Here is a 19,808-nt window from a genome sequence, read left to right on the forward strand (position 1 = left end):
TAATCCCCCCATCAACTCAACTTCAAGTATAGTTAGTAAATAAAAATTTCATAACGTACGAAAACAATACTCTATATGCACAATAGCATTATGCATATAGTTTACTAGTTATGCATATCCTTAAATTTATACATAGAACTAGAGAGTTTATTCAGTTTTGTTAATACACCTGATTTGTATCAATCTATTATATTTCCTTTTCTAGCTAGCATATGCGGTGAAAAGCTTTATTTTTTTGTAGCTACGACCTTACTCTGCTTACTATCCTATAAATATCTTTTCTGAAAGGCAGAAGTTTTGAATGCCAACCGCTGAGAATAAAGCGCAACTTATTAATACTTGTCTGGTCTGTTACACTTAACCTTGAAATGCGGTAAGGATTACTAATGTTACTTCGTAACTTGTGGTCAAACAGAAACATAGCTTTCACGCCCTCCTCTATTGCAATTCTTTCTGCGAGCTCGCTCGAGTTACCATTTGGGTAAGCAAAATATTCATACCCAGCTAGCCCATGCTTCTGAAAGAAAGCTTTAGAATTATGAAATTCCTGCTTCAGTTCTTCAGCAGTACACTTATCAAACATGGGATGCGTATGGGAATGATTCGCTATGATAACTCCAGCTTCTTGCATTTCTCTTAGCTGATCAGTTGTTAGCTGCACTTGCTCAAGCGCCGGTTTGTCTGATTTTTCCCTAAGTTTCTTTAGATACTCAACTCTCTCATTGTTTGTCCAACCTTTAACTTGCCAAACTTTCTTTTCTCCTTCAGTGTCCCCGAGAAGATACACAAGTTCATCCCACCAAAAAGGTTTGTTCGTATCAATTAGCTCAGTTATGATAAATAAAACAGCAGGTATTCTGCTCTGCTTTAGCAGAGGGAACATATAGCTATAAAAAGAGACGTCCCCATCATCGACGGTGACAGCTACTTTTTCTTTTTGAAACAACTCAAAATGCTTCAACAGATTGTTCTTCTGCTTAATCTTGTGGTAAGTAACTATTTTACGAGAGGACAGTATCTCATCAATTTTATTCATTCTGAACTATTATCAGTTAGTTTAAACAAGATTACATAATACGGTACTTTGTAAAACTTGAAGGGGTGTTAAATATTTTTGATATATCCTCCACTACCCTTCATGCTCACAACTTTAGCAGGATTACCTACTACAACCGCATGATCGGGGACATCAAAATTAACAAATGATAACGGTGCTATCAGCACATCATTTCCTATCCTAATATTTCCCACAACTACAGCGTTCGCTCCAATCCAAACTCTATCTCCTATTATAGGGCTGCCTTTCTTAGCTCCCCTGCTCACATGCCCGATTGTTACTCCTTGCGCAACATTACAGTTCTCGCCTAGTATAGCATGCTGGTTTATTACTATCGACCCATAGTGTCCTAAAAACAGGCCGCTTCCAACCTTACAAGTATGAGGTATTTGAAACCCATACTTAACCTGCATTCTACTAAAGAAAAATCTGGCTATAAAACCGAGGGGGTGTAAAGGGCTATAAAAATTACACATCCTGAAAAGGTACATAAACTTAACTCCCGGTCCTGCAAAAAGCTTTGATATGAAATTCGCTTTTTCTCCTTTCTTTCTATATCTGTAATAGTCGGAACTAAACTTATTTTTTGTCAATGATTAAGTTTTATTAGGTTTGAACGGCTCTAAATATTAGAGTCAGCTGTGTAAAAGCTTCTATTAGTAGATTACAAGTTGATTAACATAATAAAAACTGATAGCCTTCTTTATACAGATAGTTTATAAAGCTCGACTTTCATTTTTAGAAAGTATGTGTTTTACTACATATGGATGTGAGAGTTCATCAGGTGTCCCAGAAGGTTTTATGTACTTCTCTCTATATTCATTGTAATTAGGAGCAGTATTCAAGTTTAAGTATGTTACATCAAAGCTTTCCATTTTGATTATTGGCGCATCTAACATACTTGAAACTAGCTTTATTGCATCTATGATTCTCTCTCTTCTAGCAAATAATACGCTTTCTATTAATAGAACAGGCTTATTATAGATAGTAGCAAAATTAACTGCTGCACTATAATGAGTTACTACTAGGTAAGAGCTTCTCACCAGAGCCACGCTTTTACCTATAACAAATTGTTTTCCAGGGAACCTTTGAGCATAATTAGGGTATTTCTCTGATTCAGGATGACCTGCAATAACAACCGTTTTATTATATTTCTCTGATATATTATTTAAGAATGTATTCAGGCTTTTGTAGTAGCTCTCTATATTCTCATGCTCTTCCTTTACATCTTTGAAATCTGGATGATAAAAGATCATTTGATCCAAGAAAACAATAGCATCCTCTAAAGCTGAATCTACCTGCACTTTTTTATTGATAAGATGGATGTTGTAATCATCAGCATGAGTTAAGATAACTTTCTCTTTAGGAAAATTATGTGGTATTAATTTCCTATTTGAAACCATCAAATAGTCAGGTTCATAAGCTTTTAGTTTTGTAGCTTTACCATATTTTCTAATAATTTTTTGAATTGCATACATGAATAAATTACTAAATGGCTTATAAAGCTTAAAGAATAATACTGTTCCAAAAATAGACGCTAATATATTTTGCTGTGTTCCTGTTACTAAGCTAACTTTATTTGTTAGTCGCCCAACCCACACAATATCTTTTCTACTTTTTACTACTTTGAAAAGGATAGGGTAGTAGTACATTAATCCTAATTGGGAAAAAAGTATTGGCTCATCTTCTAATTCACCAATTTTTGTCTTAAGATGTTTTAGGTTTTGAATGATAGTTAAGTACTGAGTGGCTTCAGGCGCCACATTTATATCGATATTAGCAACACCAAATAAGCTGCCTAAAAACCAAACTTCTACTTTATGCCCAAGCGCCTCTAACTGCTTAATTTGATATGTCTCAATCATACTGTTACGAAGAAGACGCAACTCAAGGAAAACTATTTTGCCCATACGGTCAATAATTAAAACATACTTTTAATTAGCAAAAAGTATATTTTCGAAACTAAATGAAGTGTTAAGTCTAAAAATTTACAGGAATAAGCAGGAGATTTATACCTATAAACTATTCATTTCAACAAGGCTATTGAACTTAGTTGAGGACTGTCTTAGTTCATCAAATGTACCTATACTCTCTACTGTCCCATCTTTAAGATATATAATTTTATCAGCATCCTTAACAGTTGATAATCTATGAGCAATTATTATTATCGTATACTTTCCTTTTAGCAAACTAATATTTTCTTGTATACTTTTCTCAGTTTCTGAGTCTAATGCAGAAGTCGCCTCATCTAGAAACAGAAAATCCACCTCTTTATATAACTCCCGTGCTATAGATAGCCTCTGCTTTTGTCCTCCGCTTATCATTACTCCGTTATGTCCTAGCGGTGCATTAAGCTTTTCAGGCTGTTCCATTACAAAATCAAATATTGCTGCCAACTTCAAAGCATTCTCAAATCGGCCAATGTTAGATTCATTTGGTTTATCCCAAAAAGTTACATTATTAAAAATTGTATCATTAAATATAACTGGCTCCTGAGTAATGTATCCTATTCTTTTCTGAAGAGTAGCCATATTAAGTCCATTTACATCTGTACCGTCAATATGATACATTCCATATTTTACTCTCAGCAAACCGCACAGAATATTCATTAATGTAGTTTTGCCGGAGCCACTTTCCCCTACTATTGCTACTGTTTCATTCTTTTTGATAATCAATGAAATATTTTTTAACACATGCTCCTGCTTGTAAAAGAAATCTAAATCATTTAGCTCTATTTTATTTTCAAATGAACGTAATTCAATACTTCCATTACTCTCCTGATGAGCAGCTAAATCACCCGTGAATTCAGTCATGTTATCCAGAGATCCTGAAACAGACAAGAAAGTATTCCAGTGAGTTTGTACTGCCATAAGAAAAGTTAAGGCACGGTAAAAAAAGAGCAAGCTTAAAATAATCAAACCTAAGCTACCTCCTAGAACCTTCATCTGGATAAGTATAACTGAAACTACAACGAGCATTATAACTGGCTCACGCATAGCAACAAGCACAGCAGCCAAAAATCCAAGCCTTCTTTGAGTCTCTTCTATATAGTTTATCGAATTCTTTAGCTTTTCACTGAAGACTCTGACTAAGCCCGATGCTTTCAAATATTTAAAGTTAGCTACTTTTTGAATCAAGAGTCCCTGAAAAGCATGCGATTCTTTAGTTAAAAGCTTAGACTGAACCTTAGTACTTTTATAGAATCTGTCAAACACTATATTAGTAAGCGCCCCTCCAAACATAACTAAAAGCGCAAACTGGGCATTTGACATAAAAGCCAACACCATATATACTGCTACCAGCGCTCCATTCTGAAATGCACTAAAATATGATCGGTAAGCTTGCATTACCCTCTCAACTTCACCGCTTATTGTGTTCTGAATTCTTCCTGCATCACTGTCAACGAATGAGTTATAACTGTATCCAGAAAGTAAATCAATATTAGAGAACCTGATTTTCCTAATAAATATCTGTTGTAAGATTACTTTATAGTAACCTTCAAAAAATTTCACCACTCCCTTTAGCGTGAAGAAAGTTAATAGTATTACTAAGACAGTCTGTAATGTGAGGAGAATACCTAATGCCTCTAACCCTTCCACTAGAAAAGCCAAATTGCCCATTTGTTCAGGATTAACATTTTCTCCTTCTCCACCAACCATCTGTAGTAGCGGAATAAACATTGCTAAGCCAAATCCATCTAAGACTCCTACTAAAAGGCTTAACCCTAAAGAAACAAAAATTCTATAGCCTAAATGCTTATGGAAGTAAGTGAAGCTACCGAAGTACTTTTGTATTATTATTTTCAACTTGTTCACGCGCTACTTTAAAATCACCTGAGTACATCTATTAAACCTTATAATGGTACAGTTATCATCAAAAATACTATAAACTGTACCCTCTCACTGCCTGATAATGTTGGAATTATGAAATTACCAAATTCTTAATAACCATGTGTCAACATATAGCTATTGTTCTGTATCTACCTAATTATAACTTTAAATTTAAACCTATAACCACATCATACATTAGAAATATAAACTATATTAGAATATATATATTCAAATACATTTTTATTCCCTTCTGCATTCAAATGGTATCCATCCTTTAGGAAAAGATTATTCTCACCTGATTGTAAAGGATCAATCAAGGAAATAAATTCATATTCATTTTTAAGTCTTTCAAAAACCGAATTGTAGATCTTGACCTGCTCAGTTATTCTAGGATTCTTAATTATCATGTTTTGGCTAGGCTGAGCTATCTTGATGACAAATACTCCACCTACTTTCAGTGTAGCACATCTATCAAAATAATTACGCAGGTTTGCTTCAAATTTGGCAGGCGATACATCTGCATGTATAGCTTTTCTTCTACCATATTTACTAATTAAAATCCATATCTTAGAAGATAAGGATTTTGGGAACACATTTATGGCTCTAACAAATATTGAATCCCTCTTTAAAAACCGGGGAGCACAGTCTACAATGCCTATTTGAAGTATGACTATGTTAGGAGTATATAGTTCTAAGTAGTCACCTCTGGTAGGGCTCACTAGCGCATCTGTGTTTATGCCCCTGACAAATTGCGGGATAACGAAAAAATCAGGAAAAGATTCCACTAGCTTATAGTACCAGGTGTCTTCAAATTTCACGTCATCTCGTGGCAGACCAAGAGAATCCCCAACACATAAAATTCTATTTTTACTCAGTTCCAAACTATAGTTATTTTAACATTGTACTGTAAATACTTTTTGAATTATGAACGTGCTCCTGATAAGATACTAATCTTGATGTATCGTTTTTCACAAAAGCTGTTACCTGCTTATATACTCCAGGCTTATATTTTTTATCGATAGTATCATCAAATTCATAAGCCTCAACAGAAATACTCCCCAACGCTTGTATATTAAGCCCCTCTAAAGGTTTAAGGTAAATTCTTCTTTTGCGTGTCAGCAGCTCTAGTGACCACCTACCTGCGCTTTCCCAATTGGCTGCATAGGAGAATAGCACCCCTTTTTCAGTTATTCCTGCTCCAACAAAGTTAGATGGAGAATGCCACGAGATGTTACCTGCCTGCGCGTAAGCTTGCCATTGCTCAGGTTTGCCTGCCAGAAAGAACGCCAGGTCAACTACATGAGTAGAGTTTGCAAAGAACCAATTCTCTTTCACACCAGCAGCTTTCTCAAGTGGTTCAATCCGGTGAGCCCATTCCGTAAACTCAAACTGCATGCTCATAAGCCCTCCATCTTCCTCTATAAGCTTTTCTGCTTCCAACACCGATGTATAGTACCTCCTATTGTATGCTATGTAAATTTCACTAGCATAACTTTTAATTTCTTCTTCGTGCGCTATCAACTCTTCAATACTTATTGCTGCGGGTTTTTCCACCAATATTTTACGAACTCCCGCATTTAACAAGAGCAATAGTGTCTTCATTAAAGACTCTGTACCTGTCGCGATTATAGCCTGCGTATTAGGAGCAACATTCCCTTCTGCAATGTACATCTCTATACCGCCAGTTACAGGAGAGACTCCTGTTGCTTGCTCAAACTTCTCTGCAGAACTCTGCCCCCTGCCAACTACACTGAAGGTTACTTTCATATCCTGCAATACTTCGGCATAGGCTACGGCCATAGGACCTGTCCCAATTATTAGTGTTTCCATATTGGTAATCGGTGTTTTGTGATTAGGTAATTGGGCACGTGTCTGTAAGCTGCCCCGACAATTGCTGATACTTTTCTAGTAATACTTCAAGGTATGGAACATGCGCTTGATACGCCTCTTCGTATGTAGGTAAGTCACAAGTTCCTTTTTTGAAAAGTTGTTCTGCCAGCCTTGTTGTAAGAGTGCTTTGATATTCTACTGTATATTCTGAAACCACTGCTTTGTTTTCATGATTGAAGCTCACTACCTCGTTGCCTGCTCCCTCAGTAACAATCCATCTATATTTATCTGCTGAGATACTGGTGGTTAATATACCTGGAGTTCCCCTATCAGAAGTGATTGTAAATAAGCTCCCATTCTCTAGAGTGCCCTTGATGGTTCCAACAAATTCAATGTGCCCAGATCGTTTACTATCTAAAACTTCGTTCTCTACCCACACCGCATCCAGTGTATCCACCGATGAACCGGATAAGTATGAGACTAGGTCAATAAAATGTATTCCATTACAGGCTAAACCCCAGTTCATGCCATAGGTATGAAGGGTTATACTAGTACCTACACTCTGTATCTCTTGTTTGATTTGCTGAAAGTGCCTCATCATTCTTCTTGGATGATTCACCCAAGTGGCGACTCCCTTGTCTAACAGCATTGCTCTAACCTCATCATAGGATTTCTGTTTTTGAAACAGCACCTTTTCCAAGATTAAAAATTTAACAGCATGATCTTCAAGTAGCTTTGTTACTACACTTTCTCTAACACCTGCATTTGTAGCAATGATCGCTATATCTATATTGTTAGGCAGCTTATCCCAGTTAGATACAAAATATACCTTGTGCATATGTTCAACCTCTCCAGACCGTTGCTGTGCTATTCTCAATGACTCCACTGATGGGTCAATCACAAATATATTTTGGGGTTTGTTGTACTTTAAAAGCCCTTGCAGATGCCTGCTACCAAGTTGTCCTGCACCAACTATTAGATTGTTTTTCATATTATTTGAGATCCTTAATGAGTAGCTCTGCTAGGTTAAAATCTACCAGATCATCGATGTCAACAGAAGAAGCTTTATTCATTAAATATTTTTGTTTCTTTAGTCCTGATAGCCCTACTTCTTTAAATTTTGAGACTTTTATAATATAGATCGCTCCGTTCAGCTCATATACCGTTGGACAGTCTTGTCTTCTCGTGAATTTTCCCTCTTTTGAACTCTCGAGATAACCATCAACCCCTTCCTCAAATAGAACATAATATGGGTTTGCATCTGTTTCTTTAACCGAAACTATTATTTCTGTTGTATCATTTATCAAGCCCATTGCTTCTTTGAGATGGCTTGCAGTCCTAAGAGGTGAGGTTGGCTGTAGCAGGACTATATAATCGTACACATTACCCAAACTTTCATAAAAAGCAAGGGCATGCATCAGGACCTGCTCAGAAGTTGCGCTATCTGTGCTTAACTCTGGAGGCCTGATAAAAGGCACTGACAATCCGTACGCACGAACTACTTCTGCTATTTGTAGATCATCTGTAGAAACACATATATTTAAATCTTCACTTACTCCTCTTGCTGCATCTACAGTGTATAAAATGAGAGGTTTCTCGTTGAGAAGCTTAATATTTTTACCTGGCAACCCTTTAGATCCTCCTCTTGCAGGTATTAGGTACAAAATTTTCATCTAGAATTTTATATGGTGTATGTCTTCCTGAGCTTTTTGGAAATCTTCAGGCTTGCCAATATCTAACCAGTACCCTCTCAATGGATAGGAGTTTACCTTCATGCCCTTCTTAATCAACAGCTCCATTAAATCAGTCGTATTATAGAAGCTATCTCTAGGGATATACTCAAGAACTTCTTTCTTAAGTAGGTATATCCCACCATTTGAGTAATATGTATAGGAAGGTTTCTCCTTAAAACTCTTGATGTTGTTATCTTCCGTTTCTAATACTGCGTAGGGCACTTTTACTGTATAAGGAATAGTGACTACAGAAATAGCTGCATCTTTTTTAATGAAGTCAATAAAAAAGTCTTCATAATCAAGGTTGGTAAGCAGATCAGAGTTGGAAACCAAAATATAGTCATGTTGAAGATCCTTAATTTTGCTAACAGCACCTAGAGTACCAAGTGGCGCATCTTCCCAAACGTATTTTATATTTATATACTTAGAGCTGCCATCAGCAAAGTATTCCTCCAGTTGTTCCCCTAAGTATCTCACAGATATCCATATATCGTCAATACCGAAGCTAACTAACCGGTCTATATTATGCTCTATGATGGGTTTATCTCCAATCTTAAGCAAAGGTTTAGGTGTCGTATCTGTATGAGGGCGTAACCGTTCTCCTCTTCCTCCCGCCATTAAGATAGCATCAATGGGCAGGTAGGATTTTAAAAATCTAAAGTTTATAATATTAGCTATCCTTCCTTCCTTGCAAAGGACTGGTATTATTTTATAATTATTTTTACGATAGGTTATAACTTCATCAATCGTATAGTTGCCTCGCTGTACAAACTTAGGGTTCGGCTGCGTAAAGCTGTCAACTAAGTCTTCTAATGTCAACCCCTTCAAGAAGCCGCGGCGTATATCTCCGTCAGTTAAGGAGCCAAGTAGTCTTTCCTTCTCATCCACAACAAAAAGTATTGCATCGAGTGCCAGCTCATTTAACTGAACTAAAGCCTCTTTTAAAGTCGACTGGCTCTTTATGATATGCTTTCGGTAATCGATCATGCTTATTTATCAATGTATTTTATTAGCTGGAAAGCCTCCGCATAATGCACTCCAACACTAGCCCCTCTAAAATGAGCCAGTGCTTTTATATTTTCTAATGATCGAGGAAAAGGGTGCTCGCCTAGCTCTGACTCATAAATCTTCATAATCTCAAGCTTCTGCTCCAAGTGCTCTGAAATATCTATGAAGTAGTTTGGCAAGAATGCTTTTTCTGGAAGCACTGGAGCAAACTCTGTCTCAGAGATACATTCATACATAAGCACACGCTTAATAAATGGATAACGGAATGATTTAGTGCAGGCCATCACAGCATCAAAAATAACTCTATGATCAGAGTGCGCGTCAGACCTGTTCAAAGAGTAGATGATTTCAGGCTTAACCTCTTGGAAAATAGCGGATATTTCAGGTACCATTTTAATCAAGCTAGAGCTTGACAGCGTCATTGTAGGGTAATCGAGTTTGAATGTCTGCTTGACACCTAGCAGGTCTGCAACCCTTACAATTTCTTCCTGCCTTGTTCTAACCCTACTCTCCGAAAAACCATCCTTTTCGAATATATTGGTAACGATCAACCAATATATTTCATCCCCATTTTTCTTATGCTTGAGTAAAGCACCGCCTACACCAAGAACTTCATCATCCGGATGAGCAGAAATAACTATTACTCTCATTTTAGTAAGTTATATTTTTATAAATTAATGTGTCATTCACTTCAAGTTCTGCTAATATCTTAACGATCTTTTCTGAAGCATTACCGTCTCCATATGGGTTGTACTTGGTGGCTACACCTGCAAGAAACTCATCATCAGTAAGCACTTTGTCTATAGCTCTTGATATTTCACTTTCTTCATTATTCACAAAAATAACATTACTTCCGCATGCTCTACCACGTTGTCTACTTCCTATGTTTATTGCTGGTAAACCCAAAGACGGTGCCTCAAGCAAGCCTGAACTAGAATTGCCTAAAAGGCAAGTAGCATGCCTTAACAGGTTTACATAAGTAATTCTGTCCAAATTTTGAAAAAGCATAAACTGCTCAGGATACTTAGCTGAATAATCTTTATAAGCTTCAACAATTGCGTAGTTTCCAGGATCAGAATTTGGATAATTAATAAAGCACTTAACTCCTGATTTTTGTATTGCTATTAGCGTTTCTTGTATGTGCTTTTCTTGGTCCTCTACTTCTGTAATAATTGAATGTTGGATAAGCACAAAATAGGCCTCATCGACAACATTAAAATCTAGTCGCTTACTTAGCTCTTCTTTAGAGACGTAAGGAGTATTTACAAATCTATCTAAGGCAGGATTTCCTACAACATTAATCCTCCACTCATCCTCACCCAATCTAATCAGATTCTCTTTATGAGCCTCAAGTGATGGAAAATGTAAATGTGCAAACTTGCTTGCTGCATATCTTACAGAATTATCAATATTGCCATCTTTGGCAATATCTCCTCCAAAGAAATGTGCAACTGCTATATTTAGAAAGGCTGCGGTCATCGTGACAGAAATAGCTTCTTCTCTATCACCTGCAACTAAAATAATATCTGGCTTTACCCTGAGAAAAGTTTGCGCTAGAGCAGGAATTTGATACCCAATTGAGGAAATTCTTCCAACTTTACTATTTGTGTCTAGTAAGTTGAAGATATAATCTTCAATCTTGAACCCATCATTTTCAACATAGCGGGCAGTATATCCGAAGTTATCAGATAAATGAGGTCCGGTTACGACAATACTAAAGTCAAATCGATTATCGTTTGCTAGCTTCTCATAAACAGAAACTAATAAATCATATTCAGATCGAGCACCAGTGACAGCTAATACCTTTTTCCTACGTTCCATTTTTAATATATATCTGAATCCCCCATAGAAAATTGCCAGTTATGGATCGTTTCAAAATGCTTTTCTTTCGACTCTAAGCTTCTAATTCCAAAGTATGTAATAGGTTTTTCCATAGTAAAGCCTAATTTCTCAGCCATAATATACTTAGGGTCATTTTGAGACAGCCAAAGATTAACTGAAGTAATCATTGTTGTATTCTTAGCTTCATAGTAGCTAAGAACTTTAGATACTAAACTTCTTATTAGTTCTACATCAGTAGGCACACAGAGTTCAACAATGTCAATTTCAGTAACTTTATCTAAGCTAGTGGAGGTTAAAAAAGTTTTTGCTACAGCATAGTACCTTTCATCTTCAACATCAACTTCGAAAATTATATATTTATTGGATGGATTGTTAACGTACCTCCACTCTAAATATTCTTTTGTCCTATTTACTGATACTACGTCTTTCCTCAGATTGGACAAAAAACTACTGTAGTGTGAAGTAGTAAAATTTTCTATTACTTCTATATTTTCATCACTTCCTCTCCTAAAACTTTCTACTTCAAGTTTCAATGTTGGTATAGCAGCAAGATCTTTCCATTTTAAATTTTTTATGAATCCATAATGAGAGTTCCTATTAGGAAAACCCCATACAGCAGTCACATTAAATTTCTCCTGTATTGTCTTATAAAGGCTTTCTGCTAAAGTTGTAAATATACCTCTTCCCGCATAGTCTGGATGTGTCATGGTTGTCATAGAGAGTGAAGTCAAGCTTACATCTCCATTCACAATAAGCTCTACAGGGGAAACCGCATAATGTCCAGCAAGCGTTTCACCATCCCACATGAGCTTAATCATAGGTTTGCTAACAGGATTATTCAAAAACCGCCACCTCCAGTATTCGACTGACATCTCCTGATTAAAGGCGAGTTTGAATAATTCCAGAATTTTAGGCTCATCACCTATTTTGTAATCAGTAACTTCCATAGCTTATTGTATATGTGACCAATCAAGTATTTCTCCCGCTTGTAATGGTTTGACAACTTTTCTACCTACTACTCTCGGAATATACATTGAAGAAATTCCACTACCAGGCCTTTTCACTTCTAAGTCAGACAAACCAATTTCATCGCCTACTTCTAAGTTGACCTTAACATGTAAACTTTTCCTTGCCAAATCCTTATTCTTCAACTCCGAAGATGTGGGCTCTTTCCTTCCATCACCATTAATAGCTTTTTCAATATTTCTAATTGCTGACACCATCGCCTTCAACTCATCCGGTTCAAGTGACGCTTTGTGATCTGGACCTGGAAGATCTCTATCAAGAGTAAAATGTTTTTCTATAACTTTTGCACCCAAAGCTACGGCCGCAACTGGTACTTCAATTCCCAAAGTATGGTCAGAATATCCGATATTAACTTTGAAGGCTTGCTGTATTGTTAGCATCGCATTTAAATTAACATCTTCATACTTTGTAGGATAGTCTGTGTTACAGTGCAAGACGGTGACCTTATCTAGATCTACTCCTTCCCCTTTTAGAACACTTAAGGCCTCCTCTATTTCACCTAAAGTTGCCATACCTGTTGATATAACTATAGGTTTGCGCTTTCGGGCAATGTGCTGGAGGTAAGGGAAATTTGTTATTTCACCAGAAGGTATTTTATAAAGATCTATTCCAAGTTGTTCCAAGAAATCTATGCTATCTTCATCAAAACCGGTTGATAAAAATTTAACTCCTTTTTGTTTTGCATATTTCAGCAACTCAACATGCATACTTTCTGTTAACTCCAGCTTTTTTAGCATGTTATACTGAGAATTCTCAATGCTATTACCACCTAGATTCTTCAATTGGTAATCAGCCTGCTTCGCTTCTTTGCTTACAAGTTTATCAGCCTTAAAAGTCTGAAACTTCACGTAGTCAACCCCAGCGTCAGCAGCAACATCAATAAGTTGTTTGGCTAACTGAATATCACCATTGTGATTTACACCAGCTTCGGCTATTATTACTGTTTTATTCATTTTTTCAACTCTACGGCAGGATTCCCTACCAAAATTAAATTATCTGGCACATCTTTCACCACCACTGCACCAGCTCCGATTATAACATTTTTCCCGATAGATGTCCCTTGTTTTACCACAGCATTTGCTCCTATAAAACTTCCTTCGCCAACACTTACATTACCAGCCAGCACGGCGCCAGGGGCAATATGTGCATAATCCCCAACTAAGCATTCATGCTCAACAACTGCACTTGTATTTATTATAGCCCCCATACCTATACTTGCCATTGGGTTAACTATTGCTCCTCCGGAGATAAAACTTCCATTGCCTACAGTAGAAAGCTTTGAAACTGATGCAGTAGGATGAATGACTGATATGCTGTGCATTCCCTGCTCAGTAAGATGTTTTGTAAGATTTCTCCGAGCGGAGTTGTTCCCTATACTCACAATAAAGCTTGCTTCTAAAGCGGCGAGTTTAGATAAAGTTGTTGCCTCCTGCTCATCTCCCAGATATACCAGATTGAAAGGGTTACATTTAGCCTCTACTTTGTCACAATATCCAACTATTTCGCCTCCCAGCATTTTTACAGTGTCTGCAATAACAAACGCATGACCAGAGTATCCGATGAGAACTATCCGCTGCATTGCTATAATCTAACGCTACTCGGAATATTTACTAACCGCTCTTCGATCCACGTACTCACACTTACATCGCCATGCAAATTATCCTGGAACATTGGCAGTTTGTGCATCAGAGTCCATGCAGGGCGCACCATAACGCCATTGCTGTTTGCCTCGGTTAAGAAAGCGTCTCTTGCTTCCTTACTTTCTAATAAAAGCACATTCAGCCAATAGTTTGCTTTTGCATCTGACTCCTCTGTCACAAATTCCACTCCCTCAACTCCTTCAAAGAAGAGCTTATACTTGGTAGCCAATTCCCGCTTATTTTCTAAAAAAGCACCTAGTTGCTCAAGTTGAGCACAGGCTAGTGCGGCATTCAGGTTTGGCATGCGATAATTATAACCTATATGGTCGTGGTTAAACTCCCATGCATGAGGAACCTTCGCTTGTGTTGTCAGGTGCTTTGCAAGCTTAGCTATAGCTTCGTTATTTGTTACCAGTGCACCTCCACCGCCACAGGTAACAGTTTTATTGCCGTTAAAGCTAAACGTTCCGACTAAACCAGTGGTACCAGTATGTTTGGTTTTATGATAGCTACCCAAGGATTCAGCAGCATCTTCGACGAGTGGAATATGCCACTCATCACATATTGCGGCTATTTTGTCTATATCACACGGAAAGCCAAAGCTGTGCATGGGCACGCAAGCAGCTATTCGTTTTCCCGTCTTCCTGTTGAAGGTAGCATTATTTTCCTTTCGCCCATTTTCCTGCAAGAAAGCTTCTAAACTAGCGGCAGATAGCCCTAAGTTATTTCTATCGATATCTAGGAATACAGGTGAAGCTCCTAAGTAGCTAATAGCGTTGGCCGTAGCAATAAAGGTTAAGTCTTGTGAGATAACTTCATCTCCTTGGGTGACACCTGCAACGATTAGAGCCATGTGCAAGGCTGCTGTTCCGTTGACAGTTGCCACAGCATACTTTGCCCCGGTTATTTTCTGCATCATCTCCTCAAAGCGATTAACATATGCCCCTACTGAAGACACGAATGTTGAATCGATTGCATCAACAACATACTTTCTTTCATTCCCGACAAAGCGCGGCTCATGTAGGGGAATAAAATTTTGCCCAGGAAACAGCTCCTTGATATAGCTGATTATATTACTGTACTTACTTGATGACGTCATAGTAATACTACAGTTTATATATTATAGATGTCTGCTTTGTACTGACGCAAGTTTTCCTTATTACGGAACCACTCAATCGTTTCGGCAAGACCTTCTTCCAAGGTATACTTCAAGCTCCAGTTCGTATTGCTCTTAATTTTAGCATTGGCGCCATACAAGCGGAATACTTCACTTTTTTCAGGTCTAAGGCGCACTTCATCCTGAATTATTCTAGCTTGTGGATTGATTTGATTGATCAGGCTCTGTGCTAAATCTCCAACAGAGATTTCAGACTCAGTTGCAATATTACAATCCTCGCCAATCAAGCTATCTGATTTCGCTATTTCAACAAATCCATTGGCTGTATCTTTCACAAACAGAAGATCACGTGTAGGCGTAAGATCGCCAAGTTTGATCTCTGTCTTTCCTTGTAACAACTGCGTGATGATAGTAGGAATTACCGCTCTAGCCGACTGACGCGGCCCATAAGTGTTGAACGGCCTTACAATAGTTAGAGGCAGGTTGAAACTCCTGTAAAAGGAATCGGCAATACAGTCTGCTCCGATCTTAGAGGCTGAGTACGGTGATTGAGGCTGCCTAGGGTGCTTCTCGTCGATTGGAATATATTGTGCAGTACCGTAGACCTCTGAGGTAGATGTTACCAGAACTCGTTCTACGCCCAGATCTTTGGCTGCCTGAACAATGTTTAGTGTACCTTTCACATTGGTGTCAATGTAGCTGTCTGGTGAGTGATAGCTAAAAGGAATGGCAATCAAAGCGGCCAGGTGGAAAACAACCTCTATGTCTTTCATTGCTGTACGAACCCCATTAGGATCACGTACATCTCCAGCAAAAATTTCAATTTGGGATAGTTTCTCCTTAGGAAGTGAATCAAGCCAGCCCCAGCTATTGAATGAATTGTAATAGACAAATGCTCTTACACTACAGCCTTCCTCTAATAATCGCTCTACTAAGTGGCTTCCAATAAAACCGTCTGCTCCCGTAACCAAAACTTTTTTATTGCTTATTTCCATTTCTTATTGTTATATATGCGTCTGTTCAAGCAGCCAGTTAGGTAATATCAAAGCTTCAAAACCAATGCACCTTTTAAAATAAAGTTAAAGAACCATCACCGGATTTGGCAACAAAATAACAGTACTGGCAAACCGCAAAGGTACCTTTAACATCTGAGATATTTAGATATTACTGTAAAAATATCGTGGAATTAGCAATTTAGTAATAGCTTGTAGAGGTGTATTACACAGATAAAGCCGATGAATGTTGAGTTCTGTCAAATATTGCTTTTAGAAACTGTAACTCCTTTAGCATAAGACTACGGTGCTTAAAAAACAATTACTTAGAGTTCTGACTCCTATCTGCAGTTATCAGCCCCTTTTATCGTATGCCAAAATTCTTAACAATGTGAGCATTGGTAAGGCTGCCTTTGTAGATGTAGACTCCGCTGCAGTAGTACTCCTTCATGATAGCCTCATAACGTCGACATACTTAGTGGAGTCTTCGGTAAAGATGTTGCCATTTGCCTGTGAAGTACGTGTGATATCACTTGGGTGAAGTACGTGTGATATCACTAGGGGTACACGATAGTGAATAATGTTATACATATAATAAACAGGCGCTAATACTATGGAGTCTCAGAAGTTCCTAAGCAATTTAGAGTCTATACATGTATTAATAATACTTGAGTCCGGACCGGTTTGCTACCAAACTCTCCCATACCACACATATAACCTGCCCCTGATAAACTTCCGAAGTACCAGTCACCAAATAGGCTTTCTCATTTTTCCTGTTACCGCTATGAGAAGCAATAGGCTAGACGCCTACTGCTTTAGTTTCTCATTCAGTAGTTCAGAGTCTTAGGCTTTGCAACCAATAATTTTGTGGCGCTACTTCTAATTCTATTGAAAAACAAACTACATCTAGTTCACCTGTGAGACTGTTTTTGCGCATCCAAATGTTTAAATTATTTCTAGTAAAAATACCCAAAAGTAGGTATAGGTTTGATCAATTTAAATTTAGATTATTGTATAAAATTTATAATTAATTAAATCCATAAAGAATAATTTCTTTTGCACACTCAGTTACTTCTTTATTAGTTTTATCAATATTAAGCTTTTAGCTAAACAGCTGCTGCTCTTCTTCTAGGTCCCAGCTTTTGCATGGGTATTCTTATGCTTTTAAATCTATTTCATCTTTAACTCTATTACGCTTATGATGCACTTATACCACCTCCAGAATTTATATACAGTGTACAAAAGCAGGTACACCCGTTGGAAAATCAGCCTTTGGGGAATAGCTTTGCTGATTTTAGTTCAATCCACTTATAACATAGCACATGCACAGACGGAAGGGTTATTTGACACCTACACTGTGGTGCCGAATGCGACATTAATATCTGCCGGCTGCGTCCAAATCACCAAAATTAGAGAGTATAAGCAAGCTGGATCTGCTTGGAACAACACTGCTATAAATTTAAATAATAGCTTTGACTTCACTTTCGAAACTCAGCAGTGTGGAGGAGCTGATGGCATGCTCTTCATACTTCAAAATGATGGGTTATCTGCACTAGGGGGGAGAGTGGATCTTGCTACTCAGGAGGCGCTAGGAGGTGATTTAGGTTACTACTTTTCGCCGGATGGAACGTTCGACCAATCATTGGGAGTAGAGCTTGACATCTGGAATAATGGCGGTTGGAATATCACAAACGGGTATTGGGATAAGTCGGGAAGCCACATGGCTTTAGTTAAAAACGGCTCTCCCAGGCCTCTTCCTCTAACTTCTACAACTGTGGCTTATGCTGAAGTGGATCCGAAGCTTTCTACACCCACGGCATGCCCTAGTCGTTTGCTTAGAGTTACCTGGAACAGTGCTACAAAAGTAATGGAAGTTTATTTAGATGGAATTCTAAGGTTCTCTTATGTAGATGATGTTGTTGCTAAAATATTCGGGGGTAATCCAATCGTGTACTTTGGCTTTGCGGGTGCTACCGGGGCTTCTACATCCACACAGACTTTCTGCAATAGAGGCCTATATTATAAGTCAGTAGCGATTACAGAATTAAGTTCCCGCTCCTACTGCGCAGGTGCTACAATAGAAGTTCCTGTTACAACCACAGGATCATTTGGTTCAGACAATCTGTTTACTGCCCAACTATCTGATGCTGCTGGTTCCTTTACAACTCCTATAACATTGGGGCAACTCAATAGTGCTTCTCCGGGAATAATTCAAGGTATTGTCCCACAAGGAACGCCAGCCGGAACAGGGTATAAAGTTAGGGTAGTTAGCTCTGAGCTTTCCAGCGAAGGCATCGTTTATGAGCATAACTTAACTATAAACGGTTTGTCAACAGTAGCCGCCATAAGTGGTGATGGTGCTGTATGCGTTGGCTATACAATGAGACTAAGCAATGAAACGGCAGGTGGTAAATGGAGCAGCGATGATTTGTCGATAGCAACAGTCAATGAAATAACGGGTGAGGTTACTGGTGTGTCTGCTGGTAATGTGAACATCAACTACACTGTATCAAACAGCAGCAACACAGGCTGTGAAACCAGTGTAAGTAAAGCAATAGCTGTACAGACTTTGGATGAGGGTAAGATTATGGCATTTGATAAAAGCAATGCCCCTGCCACAACAGTTGCCATTGGTACCGCCATAGCACCGTCTAGTTCTCAATATAGTTTGGCTAATTCAAACGCAACATCCTTCGAATGGGCAGTGACTTACTCTGAGAACGGCAATCCTATAAGCATAACTGCTAAAGGAGGCTCCGTAACTCCATCTGGGAGTTCTTCTGCCGGAACTGTGACTGTGATATGGCCCACAGATGAAGCCAGGATATATAAGATTACAGCAACTTATAGGAACTCCTGCATCAAGACAACCGAGATACTTGTTGCGGTATATGACCCTAATGGTGGCTTTGTAACAGGTGGAGGTTGGTTTGATTCGCCAAGCGGCGCCTATACACCAGGGAACACTACAGATGAAGATCTTATTGGGAATGCTAATTTTGCCTTCGTCTCTAAGTATAGAAAGGGAAGTTCCACTCCTGAAGGAAACACTGAGTTTCAATTTAATGCAGGAAACCTTAGGTTCAAGAGCAGCGCCTATGCCAAAGAGTCGTTGGTGGTGGGTGGCGCCAAAGCCAAATATAGTGGAAAAGGCACCGTAGCCAGCGAGCCAGGCATTGAATATTATTTCTTTGTGTCAGTTATAGATGGCGATATCAACAACACGGGTAAAGATAGGTTTAGAATCAAAATCTGGAGAATGGTAGATAATGGAGAAGTAGTTCTTTACGATAATAATTCAGGGGCTGGAACTGATGAGGACCCTTCTATTGAAAGAACAGCAATTGGTGGCGGCTCCATTATGATTCATGAGGTTAAGAAGGTAAGTACTGGCGTTGTTGCTAAGAACCTTTCGATTAGCGGAAGTGCACTTCCAGAGGCAGCAGGACTCCACAACTATCCTAACCCATCTGTTGGTGCAACTACTATTGCTTTCACTGTTGAAAAGGAGGAGAACTTTACACTAGAGGTGTATGACATGAGAGGATCACTAGTGAGAAAAATTGCAACTGGAAAAGCAGAAGCAGGTAAGTATTATGAGTATGAGTTCAATTCTTCTAAAATGGCAGACGGTGTTTATCTTGCCAGATTGGTTACAAGCTCAAGAACCCAAAGTCATAAAATGATTATCAAGAACTAAGTATAATAAAGCTAACACACCCACTTTACAAGG

17 protein-coding genes are annotated in these 19,808 nt (G+C 38.2%); 1 reads left to right on the forward strand and 16 read right to left on the reverse strand.

Translation table 11 applies throughout. The features are described from left to right. Positions 1-241: 241 nt before the first annotated feature. From A0W33_RS03085 to A0W33_RS03160, 16 genes are all read right to left on the reverse strand, one after another. Entirely contained in the window at positions 242-1,036 is a 795-nt protein-coding gene (locus A0W33_RS03085; RefSeq protein WP_068836810.1) for a polysaccharide deacetylase family protein, read from the reverse strand. Positions 1,037-1,104: 68 nt separating this feature from the next. Beyond that, entirely contained in the window at positions 1,105-1,650 is a 546-nt protein-coding gene (locus tag A0W33_RS03090) for a serine O-acetyltransferase (protein WP_068836811.1), read from the reverse strand. A gap of 123 nt (positions 1,651-1,773) precedes the next feature. Next, a complete protein-coding gene (locus A0W33_RS03095) occupies positions 1,774-2,922 on the reverse strand; it encodes a hypothetical protein (RefSeq protein ID WP_139237112.1) in 1,149 nt (382 codons plus the stop codon). A 150-nt stretch (positions 2,923-3,072) separates the two neighbouring features. Further along, positions 3,073-4,872 carry an ABC transporter ATP-binding protein gene (locus tag A0W33_RS03100; RefSeq protein ID WP_074937172.1) on the reverse strand — a complete coding sequence of 600 codons (1,800 nt, stop codon included), beginning with the start codon at positions 4,870-4,872 and terminating at the stop codon, positions 3,073-3,075. Between the two features lie 203 nt (positions 4,873-5,075). Then, positions 5,076-5,768, reverse strand: a complete 693-nt coding sequence (locus A0W33_RS03105; protein ID WP_068836813.1) for an SGNH/GDSL hydrolase family protein — start codon at positions 5,766-5,768, stop codon at positions 5,076-5,078. Between the two features lie 7 nt (positions 5,769-5,775). Then, positions 5,776-6,717 (reverse strand): Gfo/Idh/MocA family oxidoreductase, encoded by a 942-nt coding sequence (locus A0W33_RS03110; protein ID WP_068836814.1) that lies wholly within the window; start codon positions 6,715-6,717, stop codon positions 5,776-5,778. A 22-nt stretch (positions 6,718-6,739) separates the two neighbouring features. Further along, on the reverse strand, positions 6,740-7,708 hold the full coding sequence (locus A0W33_RS03115; RefSeq protein WP_068836815.1) for a Gfo/Idh/MocA family oxidoreductase: 969 nt from the start codon (positions 7,706-7,708) through the stop codon (positions 6,740-6,742). 1 nt (position 7,709) lies between these two features. Beyond that, positions 7,710-8,390, reverse strand: a complete 681-nt coding sequence (locus A0W33_RS03120) for an acylneuraminate cytidylyltransferase family protein (RefSeq protein ID WP_068836816.1) — start codon at positions 8,388-8,390, stop codon at positions 7,710-7,712. Beyond that, positions 8,391-9,437: a nucleotidyltransferase family protein gene (locus A0W33_RS03125; protein ID WP_068836817.1), complete on the reverse strand. Its 1,047-nt coding sequence runs from the start codon at positions 9,435-9,437 to the stop codon at positions 8,391-8,393. 2 nt (positions 9,438-9,439) lie between these two features. Then, the gene (locus A0W33_RS03130; protein ID WP_068836818.1) at positions 9,440-10,108 is read right to left on the reverse strand and encodes a PIG-L deacetylase family protein; all 669 of its coding nucleotides are present in this window, start codon (positions 10,106-10,108) and stop codon (positions 9,440-9,442) included. Position 10,109: 1 nt separating this feature from the next. Then, the gene (neuC, locus tag A0W33_RS03135) at positions 10,110-11,279 is read right to left on the reverse strand and encodes a UDP-N-acetylglucosamine 2-epimerase (RefSeq protein WP_068836819.1); all 1,170 of its coding nucleotides are present in this window, start codon (positions 11,277-11,279) and stop codon (positions 10,110-10,112) included. A gap of 2 nt (positions 11,280-11,281) precedes the next feature. Continuing rightward, complete coding sequence (locus A0W33_RS03140) at positions 11,282-12,247, reverse strand: GNAT family N-acetyltransferase (RefSeq protein ID WP_068836820.1); 966 nt, start codon at positions 12,245-12,247, stop codon at positions 11,282-11,284. A gap of 3 nt (positions 12,248-12,250) precedes the next feature. Next, complete coding sequence (neuB, locus tag A0W33_RS03145) at positions 12,251-13,279, reverse strand: N-acetylneuraminate synthase (RefSeq protein WP_068836821.1); 1,029 nt, start codon at positions 13,277-13,279, stop codon at positions 12,251-12,253. Next, entirely contained in the window at positions 13,276-13,905 is a 630-nt protein-coding gene (locus A0W33_RS03150) for an acetyltransferase (protein ID WP_068836822.1), read from the reverse strand. Before A0W33_RS03150 ends, neuB begins: the two co-directional genes overlap by 4 nt. A gap of 2 nt (positions 13,906-13,907) precedes the next feature. Beyond that, complete coding sequence (locus tag A0W33_RS03155) at positions 13,908-15,065, reverse strand: LegC family aminotransferase (protein WP_068836823.1); 1,158 nt, start codon at positions 15,063-15,065, stop codon at positions 13,908-13,910. A gap of 14 nt (positions 15,066-15,079) precedes the next feature. Beyond that, entirely contained in the window at positions 15,080-16,078 is a 999-nt protein-coding gene (locus A0W33_RS03160) for an NAD-dependent 4,6-dehydratase LegB (RefSeq protein WP_068836824.1), read from the reverse strand. A 1,195-nt stretch (positions 16,079-17,273) separates the two neighbouring features. Between A0W33_RS03160 and A0W33_RS03165 the strand changes: the two genes are divergently transcribed. After that, positions 17,274-19,775: a lectin-like domain-containing protein gene (locus A0W33_RS03165; protein WP_068836825.1), complete on the forward strand. Its 2,502-nt coding sequence runs from the start codon at positions 17,274-17,276 to the stop codon at positions 19,773-19,775. The last annotated feature ends 33 nt before the right edge of the window (positions 19,776-19,808 follow it).

The organism is Pontibacter akesuensis, from assembly GCF_001611675.1.
GTDB classification, from domain to species: Bacteria; Bacteroidota; Bacteroidia; order Cytophagales; family Hymenobacteraceae; genus Pontibacter; species Pontibacter akesuensis.